At 57.8% G+C, this 23,475-nt stretch carries 17 protein-coding genes and 4 pseudogenes; 11 read left to right on the top strand and 10 right to left on the bottom strand.

Translation table 11 applies throughout. The features are described from left to right. Window positions 1-620: 620 nt before the first annotated feature. Window positions 621-1,089, bottom strand: a pseudogene (locus tag HB777_12510) (IS5 family transposase). A 676-nt stretch (window positions 1,090-1,765) separates the two neighbouring features. Between HB777_12510 and HB777_12505 the strand changes: the two are divergent. The 3 genes from HB777_12505 to HB777_12495 all read left to right on the top strand — a co-directional run bounded on the left by HB777_12505 (window position 1,766) and on the right by HB777_12495 (window position 9,303). Then, a complete protein-coding gene (locus tag HB777_12505) occupies window positions 1,766-2,632 on the top strand; it encodes a class I SAM-dependent methyltransferase (protein ID QND64635.1) in 867 nt (288 codons plus the stop codon). 531 nt (window positions 2,633-3,163) lie between these two features. Beyond that, window positions 3,164-5,746, top strand: coding sequence for an EAL domain-containing protein (locus tag HB777_12500; protein QND68756.1), 2,583 nt, complete (start codon window positions 3,164-3,166; stop codon window positions 5,744-5,746). Window positions 5,747-7,176: 1,430 nt separating this feature from the next. Further along, window positions 7,177-9,303, top strand: coding sequence for an EAL domain-containing protein (locus HB777_12495; GenBank protein QND64634.1), 2,127 nt, complete (start codon window positions 7,177-7,179; stop codon window positions 9,301-9,303). A 297-nt stretch (window positions 9,304-9,600) separates the two neighbouring features. On the opposite strand, the gene HB777_12490 is transcribed toward HB777_12495, so the two are convergent. Further along, on the bottom strand, window positions 9,601-10,011 hold the full coding sequence (locus tag HB777_12490; GenBank protein ID QND64633.1) for a rhodanese-like domain-containing protein: 411 nt from the start codon (window positions 10,009-10,011) through the stop codon (window positions 9,601-9,603). Between the two features lie 113 nt (window positions 10,012-10,124). After that, on the bottom strand, window positions 10,125-10,550 hold the full coding sequence (locus tag HB777_12485; protein QND64632.1) for a hypothetical protein: 426 nt from the start codon (window positions 10,548-10,550) through the stop codon (window positions 10,125-10,127). A gap of 374 nt (window positions 10,551-10,924) precedes the next feature. Here HB777_12485 and HB777_12480 point away from each other — a divergent pair. From HB777_12480 to HB777_12470, 3 genes and pseudogenes are all read left to right on the top strand, one after another. Beyond that, window positions 10,925-11,135, top strand: a pseudogene (locus HB777_12480) (MFS transporter). 239 nt (window positions 11,136-11,374) lie between these two features. Beyond that, complete coding sequence (locus HB777_12475) at window positions 11,375-11,761, top strand: cupin domain-containing protein (GenBank protein ID QND64631.1); 387 nt, start codon at window positions 11,375-11,377, stop codon at window positions 11,759-11,761. Between the two features lie 43 nt (window positions 11,762-11,804). After that, window positions 11,805-12,428, top strand: coding sequence for a TetR family transcriptional regulator (locus HB777_12470; GenBank protein QND64630.1), 624 nt, complete (start codon window positions 11,805-11,807; stop codon window positions 12,426-12,428). Window positions 12,429-12,823: 395 nt separating this feature from the next. On the opposite strand, the pseudogene HB777_12465 reads toward HB777_12470, so the two are convergent. The 4 genes and pseudogenes from HB777_12465 to HB777_12450 all read right to left on the bottom strand — a co-directional run bounded on the left by HB777_12465 (window position 12,824) and on the right by HB777_12450 (window position 15,137). Then, window positions 12,824-13,212: pseudogene (locus HB777_12465) on the bottom strand (ATP-binding cassette domain-containing protein). A gap of 439 nt (window positions 13,213-13,651) precedes the next feature. Then, window positions 13,652-14,065, bottom strand: coding sequence for a curlin (locus tag HB777_12460; protein ID QND68755.1), 414 nt, complete (start codon window positions 14,063-14,065; stop codon window positions 13,652-13,654). Between the two features lie 168 nt (window positions 14,066-14,233). Then, the gene (locus HB777_12455; protein QND64629.1) at window positions 14,234-14,635 is read right to left on the bottom strand and encodes a hypothetical protein; all 402 of its coding nucleotides are present in this window, start codon (window positions 14,633-14,635) and stop codon (window positions 14,234-14,236) included. A gap of 64 nt (window positions 14,636-14,699) precedes the next feature. After that, window positions 14,700-15,137 carry a curlin gene (locus tag HB777_12450; protein ID QND64628.1) on the bottom strand — a complete coding sequence of 146 codons (438 nt, stop codon included), beginning with the start codon at window positions 15,135-15,137 and terminating at the stop codon, window positions 14,700-14,702. A 284-nt stretch (window positions 15,138-15,421) separates the two neighbouring features. Between HB777_12450 and HB777_12445 the strand changes: the two genes are divergently transcribed. Further along, on the top strand, window positions 15,422-15,619 hold the full coding sequence (locus tag HB777_12445; GenBank protein QND64627.1) for a hypothetical protein: 198 nt from the start codon (window positions 15,422-15,424) through the stop codon (window positions 15,617-15,619). A 365-nt stretch (window positions 15,620-15,984) separates the two neighbouring features. On the opposite strand, the gene HB777_12440 is transcribed toward HB777_12445, so the two are convergent. Continuing rightward, window positions 15,985-16,359 (bottom strand): hypothetical protein, encoded by a 375-nt coding sequence (locus tag HB777_12440; GenBank protein QND64626.1) that lies wholly within the window; start codon window positions 16,357-16,359, stop codon window positions 15,985-15,987. Window positions 16,360-16,758: 399 nt separating this feature from the next. Between HB777_12440 and HB777_12435 the strand changes: the two genes are divergently transcribed. Then, window positions 16,759-18,600, top strand: a complete 1,842-nt coding sequence (locus HB777_12435) for an OmpA family protein (protein QND64625.1) — start codon at window positions 16,759-16,761, stop codon at window positions 18,598-18,600. Between the two features lie 335 nt (window positions 18,601-18,935). Beyond that, entirely contained in the window at window positions 18,936-19,271 is a 336-nt protein-coding gene (locus HB777_12430) for a hypothetical protein (GenBank protein QND68754.1), read from the top strand. An 82-nt stretch (window positions 19,272-19,353) separates the two neighbouring features. Here the strand turns inward: HB777_12430 and HB777_12425 are convergent, their stop codons facing one another. Continuing rightward, window positions 19,354-19,911 carry a fasciclin domain-containing protein gene (locus tag HB777_12425; GenBank protein QND64624.1) on the bottom strand — a complete coding sequence of 186 codons (558 nt, stop codon included), beginning with the start codon at window positions 19,909-19,911 and terminating at the stop codon, window positions 19,354-19,356. Between the two features lie 241 nt (window positions 19,912-20,152). Here HB777_12425 and HB777_12420 point away from each other — a divergent pair, with 241 nt between their 5' ends. Together HB777_12420 and HB777_12415 are read left to right on the top strand one after the other, a co-directional pair. After that, on the top strand, window positions 20,153-20,719 hold the full coding sequence (locus HB777_12420; protein ID QND64623.1) for a fasciclin domain-containing protein: 567 nt from the start codon (window positions 20,153-20,155) through the stop codon (window positions 20,717-20,719). Window positions 20,720-21,282: 563 nt separating this feature from the next. Continuing rightward, window positions 21,283-21,689: pseudogene (locus HB777_12415) on the top strand (response regulator). Between the two features lie 439 nt (window positions 21,690-22,128). Here the strand turns inward: HB777_12415 and HB777_12410 are convergent. Further along, complete coding sequence (locus HB777_12410; GenBank protein QND64622.1) at window positions 22,129-22,929, bottom strand: class I SAM-dependent methyltransferase; 801 nt, start codon at window positions 22,927-22,929, stop codon at window positions 22,129-22,131. Between the last annotated feature and the right edge of the window lie 546 nt (window positions 22,930-23,475).

Raw genomic sequence — 23,475 nt, 5'->3', positions numbered from 1 at the left:
TTGAACCACTAACGATCACGGTAAACCAAAGTCACCGCAGCCATCGTAACATCTACCAAAGCGGACAACAGGCGAGTAACGCGGTCGAACTGCTCCTCTGGCTCCGTATCGAGAATGCGATATCCGCGCAGCGTCGCTAAACGCGATTCATACAACGGATTCTTAGTAGTCGAGTCGGATAACATTGCAGAACACAGTCCCATATAATTCCGAAGCTACGCTACATGGCATCCTTTAAAAACCGCTTCAGTTTTTCTTCTCGCCCTGACAGGCTGCATGCTTGGATAATAGTGGGTGAATAATCATAGCCAGAGTGATGTTTTTCGCCATGGTAGCCTGAGCTCTTGCCGGCAGCCCCAGCGTCGCTGTGAGTTCAGTTCACCGCCCCTCTCGGAGCGTCTGGATCAGCGGGCATTCCGGCAACGTACCTGCGCACTAGCTGTGAGCTTTCAGGAGGTTGTCCATTCGGACCGAACCGGGGAGACTGGAGTGACCAAGTTCGACCGCACCGGTCCTCGTCTTGAAGCGGTCGTTCGACGCATTTCCGACAATGATGACGCGGCGCAACGCTTGCAACTTGCCAATGATTTGACTGAGTCAGAAAAACGAAGTCGAATCGACAAGGAAATGGCCATGGTGATATCGGCGACGTTGCCCGGCGTCAGCCCGAAAGCGACTGGTCGGCCGCGATCATCGGCCAAAGCATGGATTTTTGCTCGTTCTTCCACCAGGCGAGCGGCCGACCACTTCCGAGAACTCCCCCTTTTTGAGCCTGCCGCAGAGCGATGCGCCTTGACGTGGCTACTATCGATGGAGAGCTCATCCGGAACAGGTCCGGCAGCAGCCATCTTCTCGAAGATACGCTGCCAGAGGCGGCGCTGCGACCACCTGTTGTAGCGATTGTAGATTGGTTGGCGGACCATAGGCTGCAGGCACGTCGCGCCAGCGGCAGCCGGTCTTGAGAACATGCAGGATGCCCGAAATCACCGTGCGATCATCAACCCGAGGCTCCCCCGCTTTGCCGTTAGGAAGATGCGGCTCCATCGCCTTCCACGCCTCATCCGACAACCAAAACAGGCTCTTCGACATCAGCTCGGCCTCCAGCGACTCGTTGCAGGTCAATAATATCAAACGAAATCAGTTAATTGTGTAGGCTCTCAACCTAGGATGCTCGCAGGGCATTCGAGGCGGCGGCCAAGGAGGAGAGCATGTTCCTCCCACCTGCTAGATTTCCAGACCGTCCGCCATGACGAGGGCCACGAGACTCGACCCAATATTTTCCGGACGCGCATCCTTCCAGACGCAGCCGAACAGGGAAGCCGGATCCGCATATCGTTCGCGCCGGGCACTCTCTGGCCCTCGCATATTGCGCGGCGGTCACCGGGGCGAGGTGCGAGCTATGCGCCCTACATGACGCCCGGTCGCTCCGCACCGCCTGCCATTGATGAGAAGGAATACGCGCGGAAGAAGTTAACTGGCGGCATTCCTAGTTCGACAGTTTGTCAGTCCGAAGCCGCGGAAGTGGAGCTCAGACGAGCTGTCCGGCAGCCGTCTTCGGGTCTTCATCCTGGATCCTCATGGACTTTGTTCGAACCAACGTAGGCCTTCACCTCAGAAACCGGCGCCATCTCTCCGGGTTATGGCCTTGCGACGTAGGTGGCTCACCGCCCACCGGCCCCGCATTGACGCGCGATCCTTTCGCTGCAAAGATATATTAATGACTTGTTAACCAAGCGTCAGTCACCGCTGGAAATTTGGGGGTATTTTGGAACCGTTTCTGGGTGCGAACCGCCTCAATTGGGATGATCGGGCCGAACTGCATTCGACCGACACAACGGGCAGCTACCAGATCGAAAATGTGCTGGCAGGCGGCTCCAATCTCTATGAACTGGAAACGGGCGAGGTCGGTGATATTGCCGGTAAGGATATCGTCCATTTGCAATGCCATATCGGGCTCGACACGATCAGCTTGAAGAATCTCGGCGCGGGCAGCGTGACCGGCCTCGACTTTTCACCGACAGCGATCGCAGCTGCGCGAGATTTCGCTGCGAAGGCAGGCACTGATGTACGCTTCGTGGAAGCGCCACTATTCGAGGCAGTCGAAGCGCTCGGCCGGACCTTTGACATCGCTTACGTTACCTGGGGTTCGGTAAACTGGCTGGACGATGTGTTCCGCTGGGCGCGGGTCGTTGCCGATCTCCTGCGACCAGGCGGCCGGCTCTATATGGCCGAGGGCCATCCGTTGATGTTCCAGTGTGATCGCAAGGCTGCGGCGCTGGAGTTTAAGCACGATTGGCGAACGCCTGTAGCTCGACCGATCGCATGGAACGAGGAACGGACCTATACCGGCGACGACCGCATTTTGAAGCATCCTCGGTATTATGAGTGGATCCATCCGATCAGCGACGTGGTGAACGCGCTGATCTCAGCGGGGCTGACGCTCGATTATCTGAATGAGCATGACACGGTTTCGTGGCAGCACTTTTCATTTGCAGTGAGGGCAGGCAAGGATATGTACGGCTTGCCAAAGAACTCTCCCAAGATCCCAATGGCCTATTCCATTGGCGCGACGAAGCGTAGCGTCGGTAAAATACCATATCTTGTTGCTCCCAAGGTGATCGAGGGACACTAGCAACGATTGAATCGGCCCTTTGAGTTGCGGGTAACAGTCAATCAAGTTCGCACTGACATGACCCGGTCAAAGCACATGACGATGTCTCGCGCCTCGAGTCCACGACCCGCAAACGCTGTCTATGCAAGCCACGGCCCCCACGGTCTTCGGCGAGTAGAGGTTCCTGAGGGCAGCAATCCAAGTCGCTCCAATGCTCACCGCTAGCCGACGGACCGGCTGGAAACGGCATGGTTCCCCGAGGCCGAGGGCTGCTCGAGCGCTGAATGCCGACGGTGGCGGGCCATCCTGGCCGTTCCGGCGCCGACGGTGGTGTCGACACATTCGGGAGGGGCCAGTAACGACATCACGGTCGGAAAGTGCAAAGTTTTCAGGACTGTGAAGTTCAAAATTAATTAATGAAAGCTAATGTTATATCGGCGGGTCGATCCGAGACCTGAATAACAGGGGAGTTTCACCCTATTGGCTCTTTTCGGCGCTAGGTTTGGCGGCATAAAGGAAGCCGTTTTTTCGTCGGCAAATATTCCGGCGGCAGTGGCGGTTTTGGTTATTGCCATCAGCGCAGCGTATGCCGACCATCAGAACAAAATCGTCTCGGACCAAACCGCCCGCGCGGATGTCCTGGCCAAGGTCAATCTGATCCGCGCCAAGCTAGAAGGGAACATCAACGGAAATCTTCAACTCGTGCGTGGGCTGGTCGCGACGGTCGTAACTGAACCCTATATGGGACAGCAACGCTTCGCTTCGCTCGCGAGCAACCTGTTTAGCGGGGACTCGCAATTGAACAATATTGCCGGCGCGCCCGATCTGGTCGTTTCCCTGATGTACCCGCTAAAGGGCAACGAGAAAGCGGTGGGCCTCGATTACCGCAAGGATGATCGGCAGCGCGACGCCGCGCTACGGGCGCGAGACGAGCGCAAGTTGATTCTTGCCGGTCCCGTCGACCTGAAGCAGGGAGGCCAGGGCTTCATCGGCCGTTTTCCGGTTTTCGTGCCGAGTGCGGGCAACACTGAAAGATTCTGGGGCATCATTTCCGCCGTTGTCGACGTGCCGCGCCTGTACAAGGCGAGCGGCCTGTTTGATGATGATCTCGGGATTGACATCGCACTCATCGGCAAAGACGCCCGCGGCCCAAGCGGAGATCAATTCTTCGGCGATGTGGGCGTCCGCAAAAGCAATCCAGTGACGGCCGAAGTCCTGCTCCCGTCAGGTTCGTGGCAGATCGCAGCCATCCCTAAGAACGGCTGGCCTTCGACGCCCAGCAACGCGTGGTTCTTGCGCGCGGTCATGGCCGCGGCCGGGGCGCTGGTTGTGACCCCATTCTTGATCACAGGTCGTCTGATTGGCGAGAGACAGCGCAACTATGCGGAACTGCGTCGATTGTCGAGACGCCTGGAACTCGCTTTGGAGGCGTCGGCCATTGGCGTTTGGGAACACGATCTCGCGACCAATGACCTGTCGTGGGACGATCGTGTCAATGAAATATATGGCAAACCCAGCGATGGAGGACGTCGCGGCTACTCGGATTGGGCGGGCGCAATTCACCCCCTCGATTTAGCCGGCGCCAATGCAGATTTCGACAATGCCGTGGCCAGCCGCGGAACATATTCGTCGGAGTACCGGATAGTTCGTCCGGATGGCGAGATTCGTCATGTCCGATCCAGGGCGACGATATACCAAGCCACGAATGAGACACCCAAAATGATCGGTGCGGAATGGGACGTTACAGCCGACGTCCTGCTGAATAGCGATCTGGTTCGCGCAAAACAACTGGCCGAGTCTAAAAATGCAGAACTCGAAGCGGCCAGGGCGCGCATAGAGCATATCGCGCTTCACGATTCGCTGACTGGTTTGCCCAACCGTCGTTACCTCGACCAAGTGTTGGAAGAGTACGCGGCAAACGCCAAACGCGACGGCGGATATGCGGCCCTGCTTCATATCGACCTGGATCGGTTCAAGCAGATCAACGATACGCTTGGCCACGCCGCGGGCGACGCGATGTTGGTTCACGCATCCACCGTCCTTCGATCCAAGGTCGAGGATGGGGGATTCGTCGCTCGGATCGGAGGAGACGAATTCGTCGTGCTGTGCACGGTGCATGACGATGTCATACAACTGGCGCTGCTGGCTGACCGCGTCATCAGCCAGATGAGCGAACCCGTCTACTATCAGGGCCACCGATGCCGTTTTGGTGTTAGCGTGGGAATTGCGGTCGACAACGGAAAAGACGTCGAAGCCAAGCACCTGCTGATGAACGCCGACATCGCGCTGTACCGAGCAAAGAGTCGTGGGAGGAATCGACGCGAATTCTTCACTGAGGCGATGCAAAGCGAAATCGTCGACACAAAGCGGATTGCCGACGAAGTTCTCGGCGGCCTTGAGCGCAACGAGTTCATACCCTTCTACCAACCCCAATTTAGCGCAAAAACGCTCGAAATTGTCGGAGTCGAGGCGCTTGCGCGATGGAGACATCCAAAAAAGGGTATTTTAGCTCCAGATGTCTTCCTAATGATTGCGGAAGAACTAAACGTCGTCTCGACGATCGATCGAACCATCCTGAACCAAGCCCTTTCGGATTTACAAAGCTGGTCTACTGCGGGGCTTAATATACCGCGCGTATCAGTCAACGTTTCGGCACGGCGCCTTCAGGACGAAGAACTGATAAAGAGCTTGAGAGATCTGAATATCAAAAAGGGAACAGTTTCGTTCGAACTTGTTGAGTCCATTTTTCTTGACAAAAACGATGATCTGGTGACTTGGAATGTCGATCAGATTAAGCAACTCGGGATTGATATAGAGATAGATGATTTTGGTACGGGCTATGCCTCCATAGTCGGCCTACTCAAGCTGCAGCCTCGCCGACTGAAGATAGATAGGCAGCTGGTCATCCCAATTGTCGAATCGCCGCAACGAAGGCAGATTGTCTCATCGATCATTGAAATCGGAAAGTCCTTGGGTATCGAGATCATAGCGGAAGGCGTCGAGACGATGGAGCACGCACGCGTGCTCAAGGGGTTGGGTTGCGACATACTGCAGGGTTATGCCTTCGGGCAGGCGTTGGATTCCGACGGACTAAAGGTCTTTGTTCGCTCTCGGAGCCTGCGCGCGGCCAGCTAAGTGTCAAATCGGATTTTGACAGGCACGATTGGGTCGGCTGGGCTGTCGGTGCTGAGCGGTTCGGCCCGCCGGAGATGGCATAGTTACCGTCGCTCGCCCCTGGGCGACCGCCAGTCTCGATCGTCCTAAAGAAAAAAAACTGCCTAGAGGAACCGAGCGGGCCTTTCTAATGGCGCTATTTTGGGAAAGCGTACTCCCACAGATTGCTGGCGGGGAATTGATGAAAAAGGCCGCCCTTAGGCTGAGCCAGCAGTACGACCATGATCGCGACCCACACAGGCGCCGGCCAAGAAACGTGACTTGGCCGATTTGTCGTTCGGGCAAAATCGATCGAGCCTGTTTCAGGTGGTGGTCATAAGTGCCTTTAATGTCAGGCCAGGGCGCGGAGCAGAACCAACGCTCCCTCGCGCCGGATTGATGCGCGTAGCCAGATAATAGGCTTGGCCCGGCGTGTGGTAAATATGCTCGCCCAACTCAACCGGTTAGAGAGAGGTGACATGTTTCACGCCCTTTGACGCTGTCAGCACCTATTTTTGCTGGAATTGTGGGCAGCGAGTTGCGAGGCATCGTAGCGTCAGCGCCGAAAAATATAATCGACCTGATTGAGCGGAGGGTTTAGCAAATGAGTGGCTTTATTCCGGTTGGATTCCGAAAAATTAATGAGTTCGCGGCGAACAACGGGGTGGAGAAAGTGGGGGCATTGCTTGCCGCCGGAGAGCTTGAGGCTTTTCGCTTGAACCCATGGGGCGAACTATTTCCCATCGAGCGCGCGGTTTGGGACGGGCCTATGGCGACAGACATACTGTCGTTCGGGAAGATCAATGGTCGGCACCTAGAGGCAATTATTCGCCCGAGAGCGGAGAGGTTGTCTTGGTCAGGGTGCCAAAAAAGGCGCCAAGGCCCATGAGGCCAGCGACTAATAAGGGAGGGCGCCCTACAAAATATGATTGGATTGCAGCCGCGGCGTTCTGCGCCATGTTCGTAGTTGAGAATGAATACCCACAGCATCAGAGCACGCTTTGTGATGAGCTTGAGCGTTGGTTTTCAACGAACTGTCCTTCCCGGCCCGATCGCGGCGACATCGAGAGATTCGGTAAGACCTTGTACAAGAGCCGTCCGGTAAAACTCTAGTTCACCCGACATTCACCAGGTTGTTCCGATGATTTCAGCCGCGGGGGGCTGTCGGATTGAGCTTTCTGGCGCATCCTCGGGAATGTCCCCAACGGCGGCAAACCAAGCCCTTTTCAAGAGCATCTGCGGCTTTGTGATTTGACGGCTCATGGCAATGGTCATTGCTGGGCCACTTCACCATTCTGCAGTTAGCGGTGAGCGACCAAAAACACAGAACTGTAAAGAGGGAATTTTTAACTTTCCGCGTGCAACCTTAAGTGGGGTAGGCTTTTTGGGCTAATGCCTTTCAGGGAAAAATCATGCGTTCGACGCTCTCGATTCGAGCATTTCTTACGCTGTTTACTACGGCGTTTGTCGTCATTGCGCTTGGTCTGGCGGTATATGCGTCGTTGAGGCTGGTTGAAATTCAAAGCAAGACCGCAGCCGTTGGCAAGAAATGGCTGCCATCAATGCAGACACTCTACCAGCTTGATGACCGCGTTACCGAATTCAGGATGTCCGAGATTTATCGTGCGTTGGCGCCCGACCAAAAGACAAAGGATCAGATCGAGTCGACGGCCGACGATCACCGGCGCGCCATCGAATATCTCGAAGACGATTATGCGACCGCCCTAGGCCAGAGCCATGGGTCGGACCTGGACCCCTTCCGCCTGCAATTCACAGCTTATCTTGCGCAACATGACGCCTGGACAGGAGGCCGCACCAGCGGTGCGGCTGACATGCCGGCTCGGAATGACAGTGCGTCGCAACGTCTTTTTCAAAGTACCGTCGATTCCATAGATCGACAGATAGACCGCAACAAATCCGAGGCGCGAACAGCGGTGAATGAGGCCGCTCAGATCGTGCACAACACGCTGCTGGCAATGCTTGCGATATCCGGCGCTGCTACTCTTTTTGCGGTTTGGATTTTGGTCTGCGTTCGTCAAAAAATCACGGGTCCGTTGGGTGCAATAACCCAAGCGCTTTCTAGTCTTGCTGCCGGAAACCGTGATGTTCGAGTCCCGGAAGTTAATCGCAGTGATGAGATCGGCGACATGGCAAAGGCATTTGACGTCTTTCGTGCCAACGCCCTCGCTCTGGAACATGCTCACGAGGCGACGCAAGCGGCTCAGGAACAAGCTCAGGCGCTGGCGCGACATGATCCCATGACAGGTTTGCCAAATCGTCGAGTTCTCTTTGGCGATCTGGAATCTGCCGTTGCCCGCGCGAAACAGGGTTCCACGATCTGCTCGGTGCTAATGGTAGATCTTGATCGATTTAAGCCGATCAATGACCTACAAGGCCACCCGGTCGGCGATCTCGTTTTATGCGAAGTTGCAAGACGCCTCCGGGAGGCTGAGGGAAAGAACCACACGGTCGCTCGTCTGGGCGGCGATGAGTTCGCCATTATCATCGAGACGGACGTGCAGTCGCACCGCGAGGCTGTGCTGCGCCTGGCCGGCAAAGTGCTTACTGATATCAGGGAACCGATCACTGCTGCTGAAAGCAGAGTCGAGATCAGCGCGAGCATTGGCATCGCATCCTGTCCAGATGACGGGGATGATCCCGAAAGCCTGTTACGCGCCGCTGACATCGCAATGTATCGAGCGAAGCGCGACGGCAGTGACACGTTCCGCTTCTTTGAACAGAGTATGGATGAAGAGCTGCGTGGACGAGCATCTCTTGAGACCGACTTTAGGACGGCGCTCGCGGCAGGAGAGATAGAGCCTCACTATCAACCCCTTGTCGATATGCGGGATCGCAGCATTTACGGATTTGAAATGCTTGCTCGATGGCAGCATACAGTGCGCGGCTCGGTTCCCCCGGACGTTTTTATTCCGATTGCAGAGCATCTTGGCCTTATTGGCGATCTCACATGGTCGATACTTCGCAGGGCATGCCGGGATGCTAAAGAATGGCCGGAGAGCATTACCGTCGCTCTCAATGTCTCCCCCATGCAACTAAGAGACCCTGCCTTTCCGACCCAAATTCTCGCGATCTTGAACCAGGAGGGCTTCTCCCCCGAGCGTCTGGAAATCGAAATTACAGAGACCGCACTCATAAGTGACATTGAAACCGCCAAGTTGGTTCTGAGGGCTTTGAAGCTGATAGGAATAAAGGTGTCGCTCGATGATTTCGGCACAGGGTATTCAAGCCTATACCATTTGCGCGAATTGAAGTTCGACAAGATCAAGATCGACCGCTCATTTGTCCAATCGATGCCGCTAAACAGTGAAAGCGAAAAGATTGTCGATGCGATCCTAAGCCTGGCAAAAAGCTTGGGCCTCCCGACCGTGGCTGAAGGCATTGAGAGCACGGACGTACTTGGAAAACTGGCCACAATGGGATGCGATTTCGGGCAAGGATACTATTTCGGCAAGGCTATGACGGCAGAAAAGGCGAGTGAATTGCTTGGCGAGCACAAAAAAGATGAATTGGTAGCTTAGTTTAGCAGGCTGTTGAAGAAGTCTGCCGTAGTGCCCTGGGGATGACTTCGTCGGCGTTTTCGAATTTGATCTGGATCGAGCTGTCGTCGAGAATTCGGCGGAGCCACTGTCTGTGACCTTTTTCATCTAGTGGTGCAAATCAGACGGATGGTACCCGCCGGCTGGGAACTTCGTACGTGAGGTCTCCGTTTCCGAACGCGAGGGGACGTCCAGCCGAACGTCATATCGTTAGCCATTCATTGCCATTGGCGGCTACCCTCCGCCAGCCGTTTCTCGTCGCGATTCCCCCGACGCAAGCTACTTTTCAACGATCTCGTAGCCGCTCTTTTTCCAATCGATCATTCCGCCCGATAAGTGTGACACTTGGCTGAAGCCGAGTTGCGTCAGTTCCCGGGCTGCTATCTCGCTCATACGCCCACTTCGGCAATAGAGTATGATCTTTGCGGTTCTATCCTTCGGCAGCTTGTCAAGATTATCTGCAATCTTGTCGAAGACAATAAACGCGTCAGTATTTTTGATCTCACCCTCATACGGCGTGTGGACGTTCACAAAGAAAAAATCCTTTTTCTCCAGCAACGCGGCCAGCTGAAAACTCGTGAGCGTCGTGAACTTTACTTCCTCCGCCAGGGCCGAGCCGCCGAACATCGCGGCCGCTATCGCGATCAGAAGGGCGGTCCGTCGATTGATTTCACTTCTTTCCGGTTCCATTTCGCTGCCTCCATATTCCTGGGTAGCTCGCTTCGATGCGTGGCGGCGAGAAACGTCCCGAACCGCCACCACGCACCCGCTACAGAGGGGAGCTCAAGCCCCCCGCAATCCAGTCACGCGGCCTTCAGATAAATTACCCGCATGACGGCAGTGACTTTCCCGGGATTCGTGGCTCCCTCCTTGGTGCTGCCCTTGCTGCAGCTCCACACGTCGCCTTCCTTGGCCGCAAACTCCATCGCGCCCGCCTTGACTTGCAGTTCGCCTTCGGTGATTTGGCACACCATGTCGTCCGTCATGGCATCGCCAACGGGAAAAACTGCCGCAGGCTGAAAGACGACGTCGATCATCTCGACGTTTTTGTACGCGGCAATTGTTGACGCCCGCTTGCCAAGTTCCACAACCCTCACTCCCGGGAAAAGCTCCTTGCCGTCGGTCGCGCCATAAGTCTTGGCGGCTGCTGGTGTCGCCGAGGCCAACAGGGGCGTTGCAGCCACTGTCAGACCGAGTGCAAGTGCGGACCTGCGATTCACGAATTCCATGGCTTCCTCCCTAGCTAAATCGTTCGCTAAAGTAGGCGAACCGAATATAGTTGGGCCGCTGCGGCCAAGAGTCAATCGGCACTTCCGATTTGGTCTGTCTCGCTCGCGCTCATACGCGCTCGTGGTGGCGAGAGGCTCCGGGAGTTTCACCCAAACCTCTCGGGTCGTCGTACGATGCGCATCGCACCAGTTGCTGGCGTCGGCTTCGATTGATGTCCGGTTTGGTCCAGACTCGGACCATTGGCAACGACGAATGGCCTCTCCGTTCGCGGGTACCAAGTGTCAGATTTTATCCACTAGTGGTTGCCGCCTGACATAAGTGTCCGGATCTAGATTCCCTTTGGGCTGTGCGCGTCGTGCGCGTGCGCACAGGAATAGGCAAGCGCAAACTCCTCGCCGCGTTCGGCTATGGCGGCCGTTACAAAGCCGATCTTTACGCTCGCTCCTTCGGTCGGATGGCTGATCTCAGCGCGCTTCATCGATCGTATTGGAAAGGGCATCCGGGGTGCACCGCGCAATGCGCTCGTCGCTGATATCAGCCCGGCTCATCTTCGCGACGCCAGCTTCGGCCTGCGCCAATCCCTCCGGTTCGAGCGGGTGATGGGAGCAAATATACCCCCTCGCCCGTGGAACCATTGCTCGGGCAAGAAATGCCCTTCCCTGCCCGCAGGACCGCAGCGATTTCGTGCCTCCTAGTTCGACGGACCTGCCGAAGTCCCGAGATGGCCGATGGCCAGTCCCCGAACCTTGACACGCCGTTTCCAAGGAGTATCTTGCGACACTTAGACCAACCGGTCTAGTTGCCAGATGGGAGGAGAAAGTCAATGCGAGTCGCCAAGGACGACGTTGATGTCAAACTGCAGCTTCCTGGTGCCATCCTGCGTCAGCGCACGGATTTCGGTGACGTGACCGGCTACGGCAGGATCAGCGGTGAATATTTCAGCCTTGCCGCAGGAGTGGATACCGCACCGCTCTTCAAGGGCCTTGAAGAAAACCTCTGTCAGTGTCCGCACTGGGGCTACGTGCTGAACGGCCGCATAACGACGACCGATGCTGCCGGACGCCAGGAGACCGTCGCCACCAGCGACCTCTTTTACTGGCCGCCAGGACATAATGTACGGGTGGATGAAGATGCCGAGATCGTCATGTTCAGTCCCCAACACGAACACACCCATGTCATCGACCACATGATCGAAAAGACGAGGGCTTAGAACCCCTCGACGGCGCCCGGCCAATTGCGAACCGGACGCCGAAATGTCGACCTCCAGAAGAGGCAGCCTTATCCCCGGGGTATGTGAAGCAGTGCATTCAACCAAGCGACGCCTGATCGATGCGGGACTGCGCATGCTCCTGGAACAGGGCTATAACAGTCTGGGAATCCAAGCCGTCCTCGACGCGACGAACACGCCGAAGGGGTCCTTCTACCATCACTTCAAGGACAAGGAGGACTTCGCCCTCAAGGTGATTGACGCCTATATCGGCGACGTCCACTCGGTTCTCGACGGATGCGTCCAGGACAGTGAACGGCAACCGCTCGACCGTATCCGGCATTTCTTCGAACTCGTGCAGCAGGGCTACAGGCAGGACGGCTATATGGGCTGCCTCATGGGCGGACTGGGGCAGGAACTTTCGGGCGTCAGTGACGTATTTCGGCAGAAGATCGAATGGTGCTTTTCTTCGATCTCGGAGCGTTTGGCGACATGTCTGGAGGATGCGCGGCAGCATGGTGATATCGCAAGGGAATGCAATGTCGGACTAATGGCCGACCTTTTGGTCGATTGCTGGGAAGGTGCGGCTCTGCGCAGCCGGCTGAGGCGAAATCCAGGTTCACTCGATGCAATGATCGACTTTTACCTCGGTTCACTCGCCATTGCCTGAAATGCATCGAGGGCGCTGACCTGCTTTGGTCTTAACCCCCTCGGTCGGCAAGGCGGACCTTGGCCCTGTTTGCAGCGCGAAAGTCCCAAGCCATCGCCTTATGCTGGCAAGCCGACACAGGCCTATTAGCGCGCGTTTCCTGCGCCCGTTGTCCTAGCGGGGAAGTGCTTCGCACGCCTTGGTGCACGCCTATGACTTGGGATTTCGCCGCCACTGCCTGTAGGATCTGCTCTCAGAAAACCTTGGATTGACAGTTCCACTGTGGGTGCGCTGCGTATCGAACATACGGGGATTCCCACTTAGGAGGGATGGGACGCCTTCGAGGACGAGGGCCTGCTGTGCTAGGATGGCCTTGAGCGGTCATTCGTTCGTTGGGAAGACGGCTTTGGGTGGGATTACCCCGAACGCCGGCGTCCGAGAAGGCTGCCAAGCAGTTTCCGCCCGCCCTTGCGTGGGATCAGATCGATATCGCTGACAAGCTTTGCGCCATCCTTGCGTCGCTCCAACGTGATCTTCCGGCTGTGGTAGGCTTCCAGCTCGACCCGGTGCGCCACGCTGATGATGGTAACGTTGGGCAGTTCGCGGACAATGGTCTCCATCATCGTGTCCTGGCTCTTCGAATCGCGGTGGCTTCATCCAGCACAATGATATCGGGAGCATGCAGGAGCAGGCGCGCAAATGCCAGGCGCTGCTTTTCGCCACCCGACAGGGTCTGGTCCCAGGGCGCATCCTCCTCGATCTTGTCACGCAAATGACCCAGTCCCACCTTGTCGAGGGCGGCCCTTCGAACCAGCCGATGAACGTCACAAGCAGCCGGTTTCACTTCGCAGTCCAACGCAAATCTATTGTTGAATCGCACCGATGTTCTGAAACTGACTGAAATCGTCGGCGACTGAAAGCATGCAACTCGGCTCGCGTCGCTCAAGTCCTCCATTTGACCGCCGGTACCCCTCCAGTCGGTCATAGGGCCGAAAGGCCCGTCGCCCGCTGGTTCCCGGCCAGCGGGCGTTTTTGCACAACAGACCCCTATTTGCGTATCCAAGTGTAGAAAGTTCTGCCCCTACAGCTATGGGTCAATGCGGGGCAGTGTGCAGCACATATCGGCACGACGGCGCGCTGATCTTCGAGTCAGCCATTCGGCCCGCAGCGCAACTTCTAGCTCGAATCGATCGAGCACGAAGACTGAACTCCTCCGGGTCCCACTTTCTACCGATCGTCGGCCGTTACCAACCGTAGCTGAAGGTGGCGCCGCTACCGCCATCGCTGTTCTGCACGACATTGGCGTCGGTGTACCTGCCGAACTGAAAAATGCCGTAGGCGTTGTCATTTCCGTTCTGCTGCAGGGTGGCGGAATGGCCGACCCCCTCTTGGCGGATAATGCCCAGATTGTTTCGGCCGTTCTGGGCGATTCCGGCAACATTGCGGTGTCCCGACTGGCGGATGCTGGCGCCGCGCAGGCCGTGATACAGCGAATAGACGCGCAGGCCGGTCGCCAGGGCGCCGGCGTCGCGGGCGTTGGCAGGGGCATAGGTCGCAGAAACCCAGCCTCCTGCGTAGGCCGGTGCGGACAGCGCTGCCTGGCCGATGCTGCCGGCGACGAGAGCAGCAGTAAGAGTGTGGAACATATTGCGGGCCATCTTGATCTCCATTTTCTGGCTGCCTCAGCCTATGGCTAACCTTCTCATTTCGCGGCTGAACCCTACCGGAATCCGTCGTTCAGCTGTCGTTCAGCCATTTTTCCCCTGCCTGGCACACAAACAAAAGGGCGCCGACCGCCGACGCCCTTCGTAAACTTGGCGATGCCATCAGGTTGCGCCACCGACCCGTTCGGCACACCCGATACTCTTGCCGCCGACGGTGACTTCGAGCTTGGCGTCGTAGATGCCGCCCTTCGCGTCGAGCGTGACGACGCCAAGGGTAGCAGGCCGGCCGGGCGCAGCGCTGAAGGCGCCGCCCTGCTCGATATTGGTGCCGCCGGTGCTACCGGCACTTTTGACATGGAAGGAATAGGTGCCGCTCACGTTTGTGTCCGTATGGGCGAGCGCCTCCAGCGAGACCATGCCGCCCTCCGGCGTGGCGCGGATCTCGCAGCGCACCGGCCCAAGAGGCTGGTCGGCGGTGGCCATAGTCGCCAGCGCGCCGGTCGAGACCAGGACCAGGGCGAGTGCCGCCATGACGCGGCGGGGATGTTTGACTATTCGTGGCATGGTTCGTCTCCTGGCGTTCGTTAGCCGCGGACGCTTTCCGCGGCCGCCTGGCCGGTGCTGCCGATTAGGGGCATGCTTGGACGAAAGCGGCAACGTTGTCGCTGCCGCCCTGACTGACATTGGCATCACAGCCATGGCCCACCTGTACGCCGGCAGCGATGTTGCCGTTGCCGTCCTGCGTCAGAATGGTGGTATGGTTCGAGCCGAACTGGCCGACCCCGGCCACGTTCCGGTTGCCGTTCTGATAGGTGGCGCCGTAGTTGCCGACGCCTTCCTGGCCGATGGCCGAAAGGTGGTGACGGCCACGCTGTTGGCCGATCACCTTGTTGAAGCGGCCGTTCTGGTAGACCCGGATACGATTTTTGAAGCCGTTCTGAGCGCCGCCGGCTGAGTTCGACCAGCCATATTGCTCGATGCGTACATCGTTTGCCATGGCCGGTGCGGCGGTAGTGATACCGACAAGAGCGGCGAGCGCGGTTGCGATAAATGAATTGCGGATCATGAGAGCGTCTCCTTTGGCGGACGGGCCGCGAGTTGAACGGCTTCTTTTTAGGCGATGCCGTTCGAACCAAAGCTGAAGACACCGTTCAGCCGGGGTTCAGGAGTGCTTGCGCTTGGGGGGTGGCTGGGATGGCCCGACCGGTATCCGCTAGCTACCTGATGTGCGATTATTAAGGAGCCATCGGGCGACTTACAGATTCGTAAACAATCGCCGCCGCCGTTTGCCTGGTCGTGCTTGGCCGCATGCCCTATTTTGAGTCGGCGATTGCGACATGGGGGACCGGAATGGTGGCCGGCGAACCTGATGACGTGCGAGTCAAAAATGGGGACGGCAAGTGGACTGTTCGCATTGCCGAAGGGGGCAAGGTAATCCTGCAGACGTTTGAGAACCAAGCCGATGCAGAGCACTTTGCCGAAAGCCAACGATCAAGGCTCGGCCTCCCCGGCAAGCCGCCCATTAATGATCGGATCGGTGCCGATTGAGAAGGGAGCTGATTGCCGAGGCGGCCGGCGAAGCGCCCGACTTCATTGTTAACGCCGTTCTCGATCTTGCTGAATATACTGATCTTGGGGTTATAGTTACATTGGCTGATGCGCAATCCGGTGCCTGCGTCTGCACCTTAAAATCGGCATGGGTGAGCTTCTATGCGAGCGAATTGCAAGCGCGCTGGAACGCAGGTACGGCCAGAATTCCTAGACAAGACATCTGGGCTAGCTCATCATGTGACGGCTAGGGGCTGCGGTACACAACCACAGCCGCAGCGTTGAAAGCTTAAACGCGGCATCAGGAATGATGAACCTGGCCTTGGCCCGTGCGCCAAGGACGACCCGCAAAATGGACTCACGTATCAGTCGTCACCGCCACCACCTCCGCCGCTATCGCCACCACCGCTACCGCCTCCGCCACCATTGCTCCCGCTACCACCACTATCGCCGCTCTCGTGATCGCCGCTGTCGCTGCTATCGCCGGCATTGTCACCTTGGTCGCCCTGCTGCGGACCTTCGTCGACGCCATCGTCATTCTGATCGCCGGTGCTGTTATCGCTTTCCACGGCACTATCATCGTTCTGATCGTCGGTGGTGGCATCCTGGCTGTCATCGTTTGGGATGGTCGCCGTCACCGGAGCCCCGTGATCGGAGACCTGGCTTGCAAACGCATTGGCTGTCATGAAAACCCCCAGCACACCGACCGAGGTCGCTACCAGCAAAGGGAACCTTTTCATCGTCGTCTCCGATTTGGGCACGCCAGCCACCGTGACTGACACCGGCTTTATCATCTGGCTAAATTACGACGCCTTAAATGCAGGGCGACAATTTTAGCAGTCTCTAATTTTAGTTAACTTCAGCGGTTGTGCGCCTGGCACTCTACCAGCGCCGGCTGACCAAAAAACGCGGCAAGCTAAACTAGGGTCGGATAGGGACACGATAGGTCTTCTGCAGAGCGCGAATGGGCCAAGGTCCGTTCCGTCTCACGGGAGAAACTGTGGCCGCCCGATCCCTCACCCTCACCCGCCAGACCAAATGCAGTCCTCGTCGCTCAGCTCGACCGACTCTCACGAAGCGGAACAATTGTGGCAGTGGTTAGTTTGGAAAGCGACGGGACACCACACGGAGAATTGAACATGACTTGCCGACCAAGGATTTTGGCCAGCACCGCACTGGGTTTGCTGATCGCTTCAGCACCGTTCGGGGCGTTCCCGTTGCTCAGCAGCGCCGCATTCGGTGCCGCACAGTCCGCCACATCTAAACAGCTGTTTCTGATCAAGTTGAAGTGTAAGGAAGGAGAGTCCTCCGAAGCCTGCGCACTGAGGAATCAGGCTCCGTCCGAAAACGCTGCCCCGCTTCCAGCGACCGAGCCACAGCCTGCTCTGGAACCGGAGGTGCAGCAGCCGACCGAGGCAGCGCCAGCATCTGAGGCAGCTCCTGTTCCTGAACCTGCCCCCCAGGCTGAACCGTCAGCGAAAGAACAGCCTGCTCCACCGCCCGAGCCTACGCCCGCGCCGCCGGCCGAGCCTGCGCCTGCGCCCGCCGACCAGAAGGCGCCAGCCCCCGACAACTCGGCTCCAGTCAAGCAAGTTCAGCCGCCCGCAGATCAGGCGCCTTTGGCGACCCCGCCCGCTTCGGCGCCTGCTGCGACCGATCAGCCTGCTCCTGCCCAGGGCGAACAGCCGGCGGAAACCACAAACAAACCCGAAAAGAAACCTGCCGCCGAACAGCCTGCACCACAGCAGCCCGTGACGGGAGAGCAACCTTCAACCGAGCAGCCTCCCACCAGCGGAAAACCAGCCGTTGGTGAGCCGGCGACACCCGTCCCAAGTGAAAAGCCGGTCCAGGGCGAGGCGCCAACTGATCCCAACGCTGCACCAATCCTGGACAGCCAGAAGGACGCGAAACGTCCAGGCAAGGACGGTAAGCCTGCGCAGCAGAGCGGTAGCGATCAGAGCACCGCGCCTGCGGCTGCCCCAGCTGACACCGGACCGCCGCCTGCCGACGACAAGGCGGCTCAGCAGGAGATCAAGCCGGAGAAGATCGCTCCGGTGACAGACGAAAAGGGCACTCGCCGTGACAAGGCGCCTGACATCCAGGCGCCAGAACGCCCCAAGGGCGCCGATGTCCTTACGGAAATTGGCGGGCGCATCATCATCCAGTTCAACAACCAGACGATAGTCGAAAGCAACGAAGCTCCGCGCATGAACCGTGGCGCTAAGGATGTCTATTATGAGGATCTGCCGGGCGGCCGCACCCGCGAAACGATCGTTCGCGACAATGGCAACCAGATCGTCACCATCCGCAACCGCTATGGCGACGTCATCCAGCGTTCCCGCATCACGCCCGATGGCCGCGAGTATGTGTTGAGCTATGTCGACGAGAGGTACTACCAAGACTTGCACGACTGGCGCGACCCTGGAGATGACTTGCCACCGATCCGGCTCACCATCCCGCGCAACCAATACATCCTGGATTCGGAGCTGGTAGAGGATCCAGGCGACTACTACACCTTCCTTGAACAGCCGCCGGTGGAAAAGGTCCAGCGCCTCTATTCGGTCGACGAGGTCAAGCGCTCGGCCCGTGTGCGCGACATCGCCCGGCGCGTTGATCTCGACACGTTGAATTTCGAGTTTGGTTCGGCATCGATCTCGGATAGCGAAGTCAAAAAGCTGCAAGGGGTCGCGGACGCAATGGAGCGGTTGCTGAAGAAGAACCCGGCGGAAACGTTCTTGGTCGAGGGCCACACTGATGCTGTCGGTAGCGACAACGCCAATTTGGCCTTATCCGACCGGCGAGCCGAAGCAGTCGCCGAGGCTCTCACCAACGCCTTCGGCATCCCGCCGGAGAACCTGACGACCCAAGGCTACGGCGAGCGGTACCTTAAGGTGAACACGACAGAGCCGGAACGCCAGAACCGTCGCGTCGCAATTCGCCGCATCACGCCGCTGGTGGCGCCTGTCGCCAGTTCTAACTGACAACGGCATCTCGCGATTCGGGACAGCGTGCCGAGTTGCGAGACCCTTCGACCCTTCTATCAGTTACGAGGGCCTTTGGCGGGCGTTTTGGGACGTTTCCGCGGCACCTTACCAATGCCAGCGTTGCGGACGGTATCCTTGAACTGCGGCGGTCCCGGATCGGATCAATTCACAATCGCCGCGGCTATCGGATTGGAGTTCGCGCTGCCTGCCGCCCAATGCGAGAGCGAGCTCCTACCATCTCACTGGATAATTGAGAAATTTGGTTTCAATGGAACGACGCTTTGCTTAGAGCGTTTCGCCCGGATAGGGACACTCTCAGGAGAGTCGCTATGATATGGAAACTAGTTCTCTCATCAGTGATTGCGGTCACTTGTGCTGAGGCCGCCATGTCTCCGGCGAATGCGGGTCGGCTCGTTATCGGCGTGGGTAGTGGTTATGGCGACGATTATGGGGACAACTACGACTACTATCGCGATCGATACCCCGATTATGATCGATATCCCGATTATCATGGGCAGGGATACTCTGACGACTACTACGACATGTATGACAACGGCTATCGGCCCCGCTACTATCGGCATCATAGACATCATTGCCGTGTTGCGCTGATCAAGCACTGGCGTCATCACCACCGCGTTATCGAGCGGGTTCGCATTTGCAGGAATTAATCGACTAGGTCCGGCCAATTTGGCCGGACCTAGTTCATATAGATGAGCGCCTTTTCGCCTGGCAGAGTGAACGCTTGTTGACCTACATCTTGGGCAAAAGAACCTTGTCGATGACGTGGATGACGCCATTGGACTGCTCGACATCGGCGATCGTCACATTGGCGACATTGCCGTTCTCGTCGGTGACGGTGACCTTGCCGCCGTCGGCCTTGAGCGACAGCTCGCAGCCGCCAACCGTCTTGACCTTGTGGGTGCCGCCGTCAGCCTTGGCCATCGCGGCCACGTCCGCCCCCATCGCCTTGGCGCCGATGACATGACAGGTCAGGATCTTGGTGAGCTTGTCCTTGTTCTCGGGCTTGAGCAGCGTCTCGACCGTGCCGGCCGGAAGTGCCGCGAAGGCGTCGTTAGTCGGTGCGAACACGGTGAACGGACCGGCGCCCTGCAGCGTTTCGACCAGGCCGGCGGCCTTGACGGCGGCGACCAGCGTCGTGTGGTCCTTCGAGTTCACGGCGTTCTCGACGATGTTCTTGTCGGCATACATGGCGGCGCCGCCAACCATCGGGTTTTCGGCATAGGCGGCGGTGGCAAGAGCGGAAACGGCGATCGTACCGGCGAGCAAAAGGGTGGCGAATCTACGCATGATGTCGAACTCCTCGGGTTATCGTTTCCATCTTTTGGGGACGCGACGGAGTTACGAACTCGATGATGAGAAGTTTCGTGACGACTACCTTTTATACCCTTTTTAGCAGAGCTTCGTTCTGCCCCGTCGCCGTTAAAGCACGTGTCGCATTCCGACCCAGGAACTTGAAACTTTCCCTTCGATGCCTCGTAACTCTCCTCGACAATCGAATGAACAATTGTCGCACCAGAAGGGTTCTCCAATGGCAAAGTCCATCCTCAAAGCATTCTGCATTTCCGCTGGCCTGGCTCTGTCCGGCCTCGCCACCACGACGACCTATACGCTCGCCAATCCCGCCGTCGGCGGCGCCGCGATGCTGACCTCGAAGAACATCATCGAGAACGCCGTCAACTCGCCGATCCACAAGACCCTGGTCGCAGCCGTCAAGGCTGCCGGCCTCGTCGACACGCTGGAGAGCGCTGGTCCCTTTACCGTATTCGCGCCGACGGATTCTGCCTTCAAGAAGCTGCCCGCCGGCACCGTCGCCACACTGGTCAAGCCTGAGAACAAAGCCCAGCTCACCAAGATCCTGACCGCGCATGTCGTTGCCGGCAAGATCTCTGCCAAGCAGATGATGAGCAAGGCCAAGGCGATGGGCGGCAAGTATGAGATGAAGACGGTGAGCGGCGATACGCTGACCGCCGAAGTCAAGGGCGGTTCGCTCTACATCGTCGACGAGTCCGGCGGCGCCGCCAAGGTCACAGTCGCCGACGTGAACCAGTCAAACGGCGTCATCCATGTCGTCAACAAAGTTCTCTTGCCGAAGTAACGGCAAATCGGAAAGGCCAAGTCCGCGGGGCATTCTCGACCTGCCATTCCGACCTACTTGCGGGAGTCGTAACGGGCCGAGCTTCTAGAAATCCGTTTTTAGGATCTCGGCTCCATCTACCCCTTAGCTCTCCAATTTGGTCAGCGCCGCGAGCGCGTTTACCGGATCAGTATTCCGGGTACGCTAGTGATTGGCATCGCGGTAAAAAGCGAAGCATGTTCTCATGGTCGGCCGCAAGAAGCCGGCAGGTCCCGGTGCGCCAATGCGCCATGTGTCACCCTAGGCGCCCGGGCCATTCGACTCCTCCGTTTACAATTGTTAGCGCGGGTCAGTTGATTAGGTCTTGCTTTCCTAGTCACACAACTCCCCGTCCCTTCACACAGCAGATTTGCCCTTGTCCTTCTGGACATCTGCCTGACGAGCCACCACGCCGTGGAATTATTGGCGCGCTCCTGCGGGCAGCGCGGCTTCGACGTCGGCGCGGCCCCGGCACTCTCAAGCATATTCGATGGAACTTAGGCTTGCCTCAAAGCGTATAGAGCTCCACAGACTGAAGGGGCTCCATGAATCAATCCGTCGTTCTACTCGTCGAAGACGAAACACTTATTTTGCTTGACGTCGAGGGGGGGCTCGTCGAAGCGGGATTTGAGGTGGTTGGCGTTGGCAATGCAGCTGAGGCGTTTGCGAGTTTCGACGCCGAGCCAGAGCGATTCAGGGCTTTGATAACAGACATTGGACTTGGAAAGGGAAAGACAGGCTGGGATGTCGCTCGCCATATGCGCTAGGCAATGCCAGCCATTCCGGTGATTTATGTGAGCGGCGACAGTGGCGGCGATTGGCGTGCTCAAGGCGTCCCCGAGAGCATCATGATCACGAAGCCATTGTCATGGCTCAAATCATTACAGCCCTTTCGACGCTGCTCAATCGGCCGCCGGCCGCCGATCTAATTTCTGATGGATCGCCCACATAGGCTTCATGTGATCGAATGCGCGGCGGTTGTCCACCTTCACAGACCCAAGGACGACAAGCAAGCGATCGCCAGCGCGGTTCCTCTGACGACATAAAAAAAGCCCGCCCAGTTAAGAAGCCAACGGGCAGCAGTGCACTTGGTTGCCCAAGGCAGGTACCCGTCGCCCTTTGGGGGAATGAGAGCGACGGGCTGCGTTGCCTGAAAGTGCGGTACTGTAACTTAGCCGCAGGGTGGATGCTGAGGCCGCACGGTAAATGAATCATTAAGAAGCCCGCCGCCTGCGGGCAAAATGGATACGGAATAATAGCAGCTCGAGTGGTCCCCGTGATCCAGCATCTGCTGCCAGCGATAGGCGCGAGCGATGGCCTTGACGAGTGTGTTGTCAACGCGGTCGAGGACAGCCCCTCAATGGCAGCCTGTCAGCTCACGCCAGTGGATTTTACTTGACAGTCCCGCGACATGCCCACGCGACCGAAACGAATGAACGAGGTCCATCTGGGCGGCCCGCTTCGTAGGCGTCACGCACGGCAGCGTCTGCCTTGGCTCGCATCCCGGGTTCCAGGCCCGCAGCGTACTTCCCAAGCGGCCCCTCTCCCGAAATGATTGGTCCCCAATAATCATCGAAGGATTTATAATCCATTCGGATCAAAAGCTGGGTTTGCTCAACATCGTGAAGCCCTTGTTCGATGAAGCTCTGCTTCATTTCATTCGGTTGCATCATGGGTTGGAAGCAATACCGGCTCCGCAACGCCCGCGCGTTTTCATCGAGTACCGCGAGTGTGTCCAACATCATACGCATAACCGGCATGCCGCCTAGATGATCCCACACTGCGGCAGCGACGACTCCTCCTGGGCGGACTACCCTGCGCATCTCACCGATGGCCCGGCCTGCTTCCGGAACGAAGTGCAACACAAGCAGCGCAAGTGCCCGATCGAAATATGCATCTGGGAACGAAAGCGAGGTCGCATCGCCCTGCTGAATGTAAATTCGCGAGTCTGTATTCAGCCTGTTAGCCTCGTCGACGAACACCGGTGAGAAATCGATCGCAGCGACCTCACGTACATTTGCCACTTGCGGTAGCTCGAACGTTAGGCTGCCTGTGCCGCAGCCGACGTCCAGAATGCGTTCTCCATCTGCCAACCCAGCGAAATTGATGAACAGCGGGGCGAGCTGTTTGCTCCACCGGCCCATAAGCTGCTCATAGCCAGCGGCTTTTCCGACATTGAACGTGGAAGTCATGGAAGCTCCCAATGAGGTACAAGTTTTCTCGCCCGACATTCGCGGAGCAAAGGCTATTGGAATGCCTGACGTTTGGATAGTGGCGGCTGCCCAACACTATTTGACCAGCTACTACTGGGGGAACAGCATCATGACGAGCGCTGTCGCCTGCTATCGGGTCTCAACCCGGCGTCAAGGGCGCTCGGGATTGGGCATCGAGGCTCAGCGCGCTGCCGTCGTACGCTTTGCCGAGGCTGAAGGCATGAGCCTCCTCCATGAGTTCACCGAGGTCGAGAACGGAAAAGGGTGCGCGGACGCGCTTGATCGGCCGTATTCGATGACGACGACTCGGCCATTATCCGCTCTTTCTCGGCCAGTGCGGCGTAGAGGTGCAGCATGGACCGGCAGCCCTCGCCCTTACCCGCCAAGCCAAATTGCCCTGTCGTTGTAGCCAAGCTCGACCGGCTGTCGCGTGACGTGGCCTTCATCGCCGGCCTTATGGTTCATCGTTGCCGAACTCGGTGCCGATGGAAGTCCATGGGACGATCCTCGCGACGTTGCCAAGTA

Source organism: Mesorhizobium loti, assembly GCA_014189435.1.
Classification (GTDB): Bacteria; Pseudomonadota; Alphaproteobacteria; order Rhizobiales; family Rhizobiaceae; genus Mesorhizobium; species Mesorhizobium loti_G.
The sequence above is the reverse complement of the archived record's forward strand: the minus strand, read 5'-3'. Positions and strand labels throughout refer to the sequence as shown.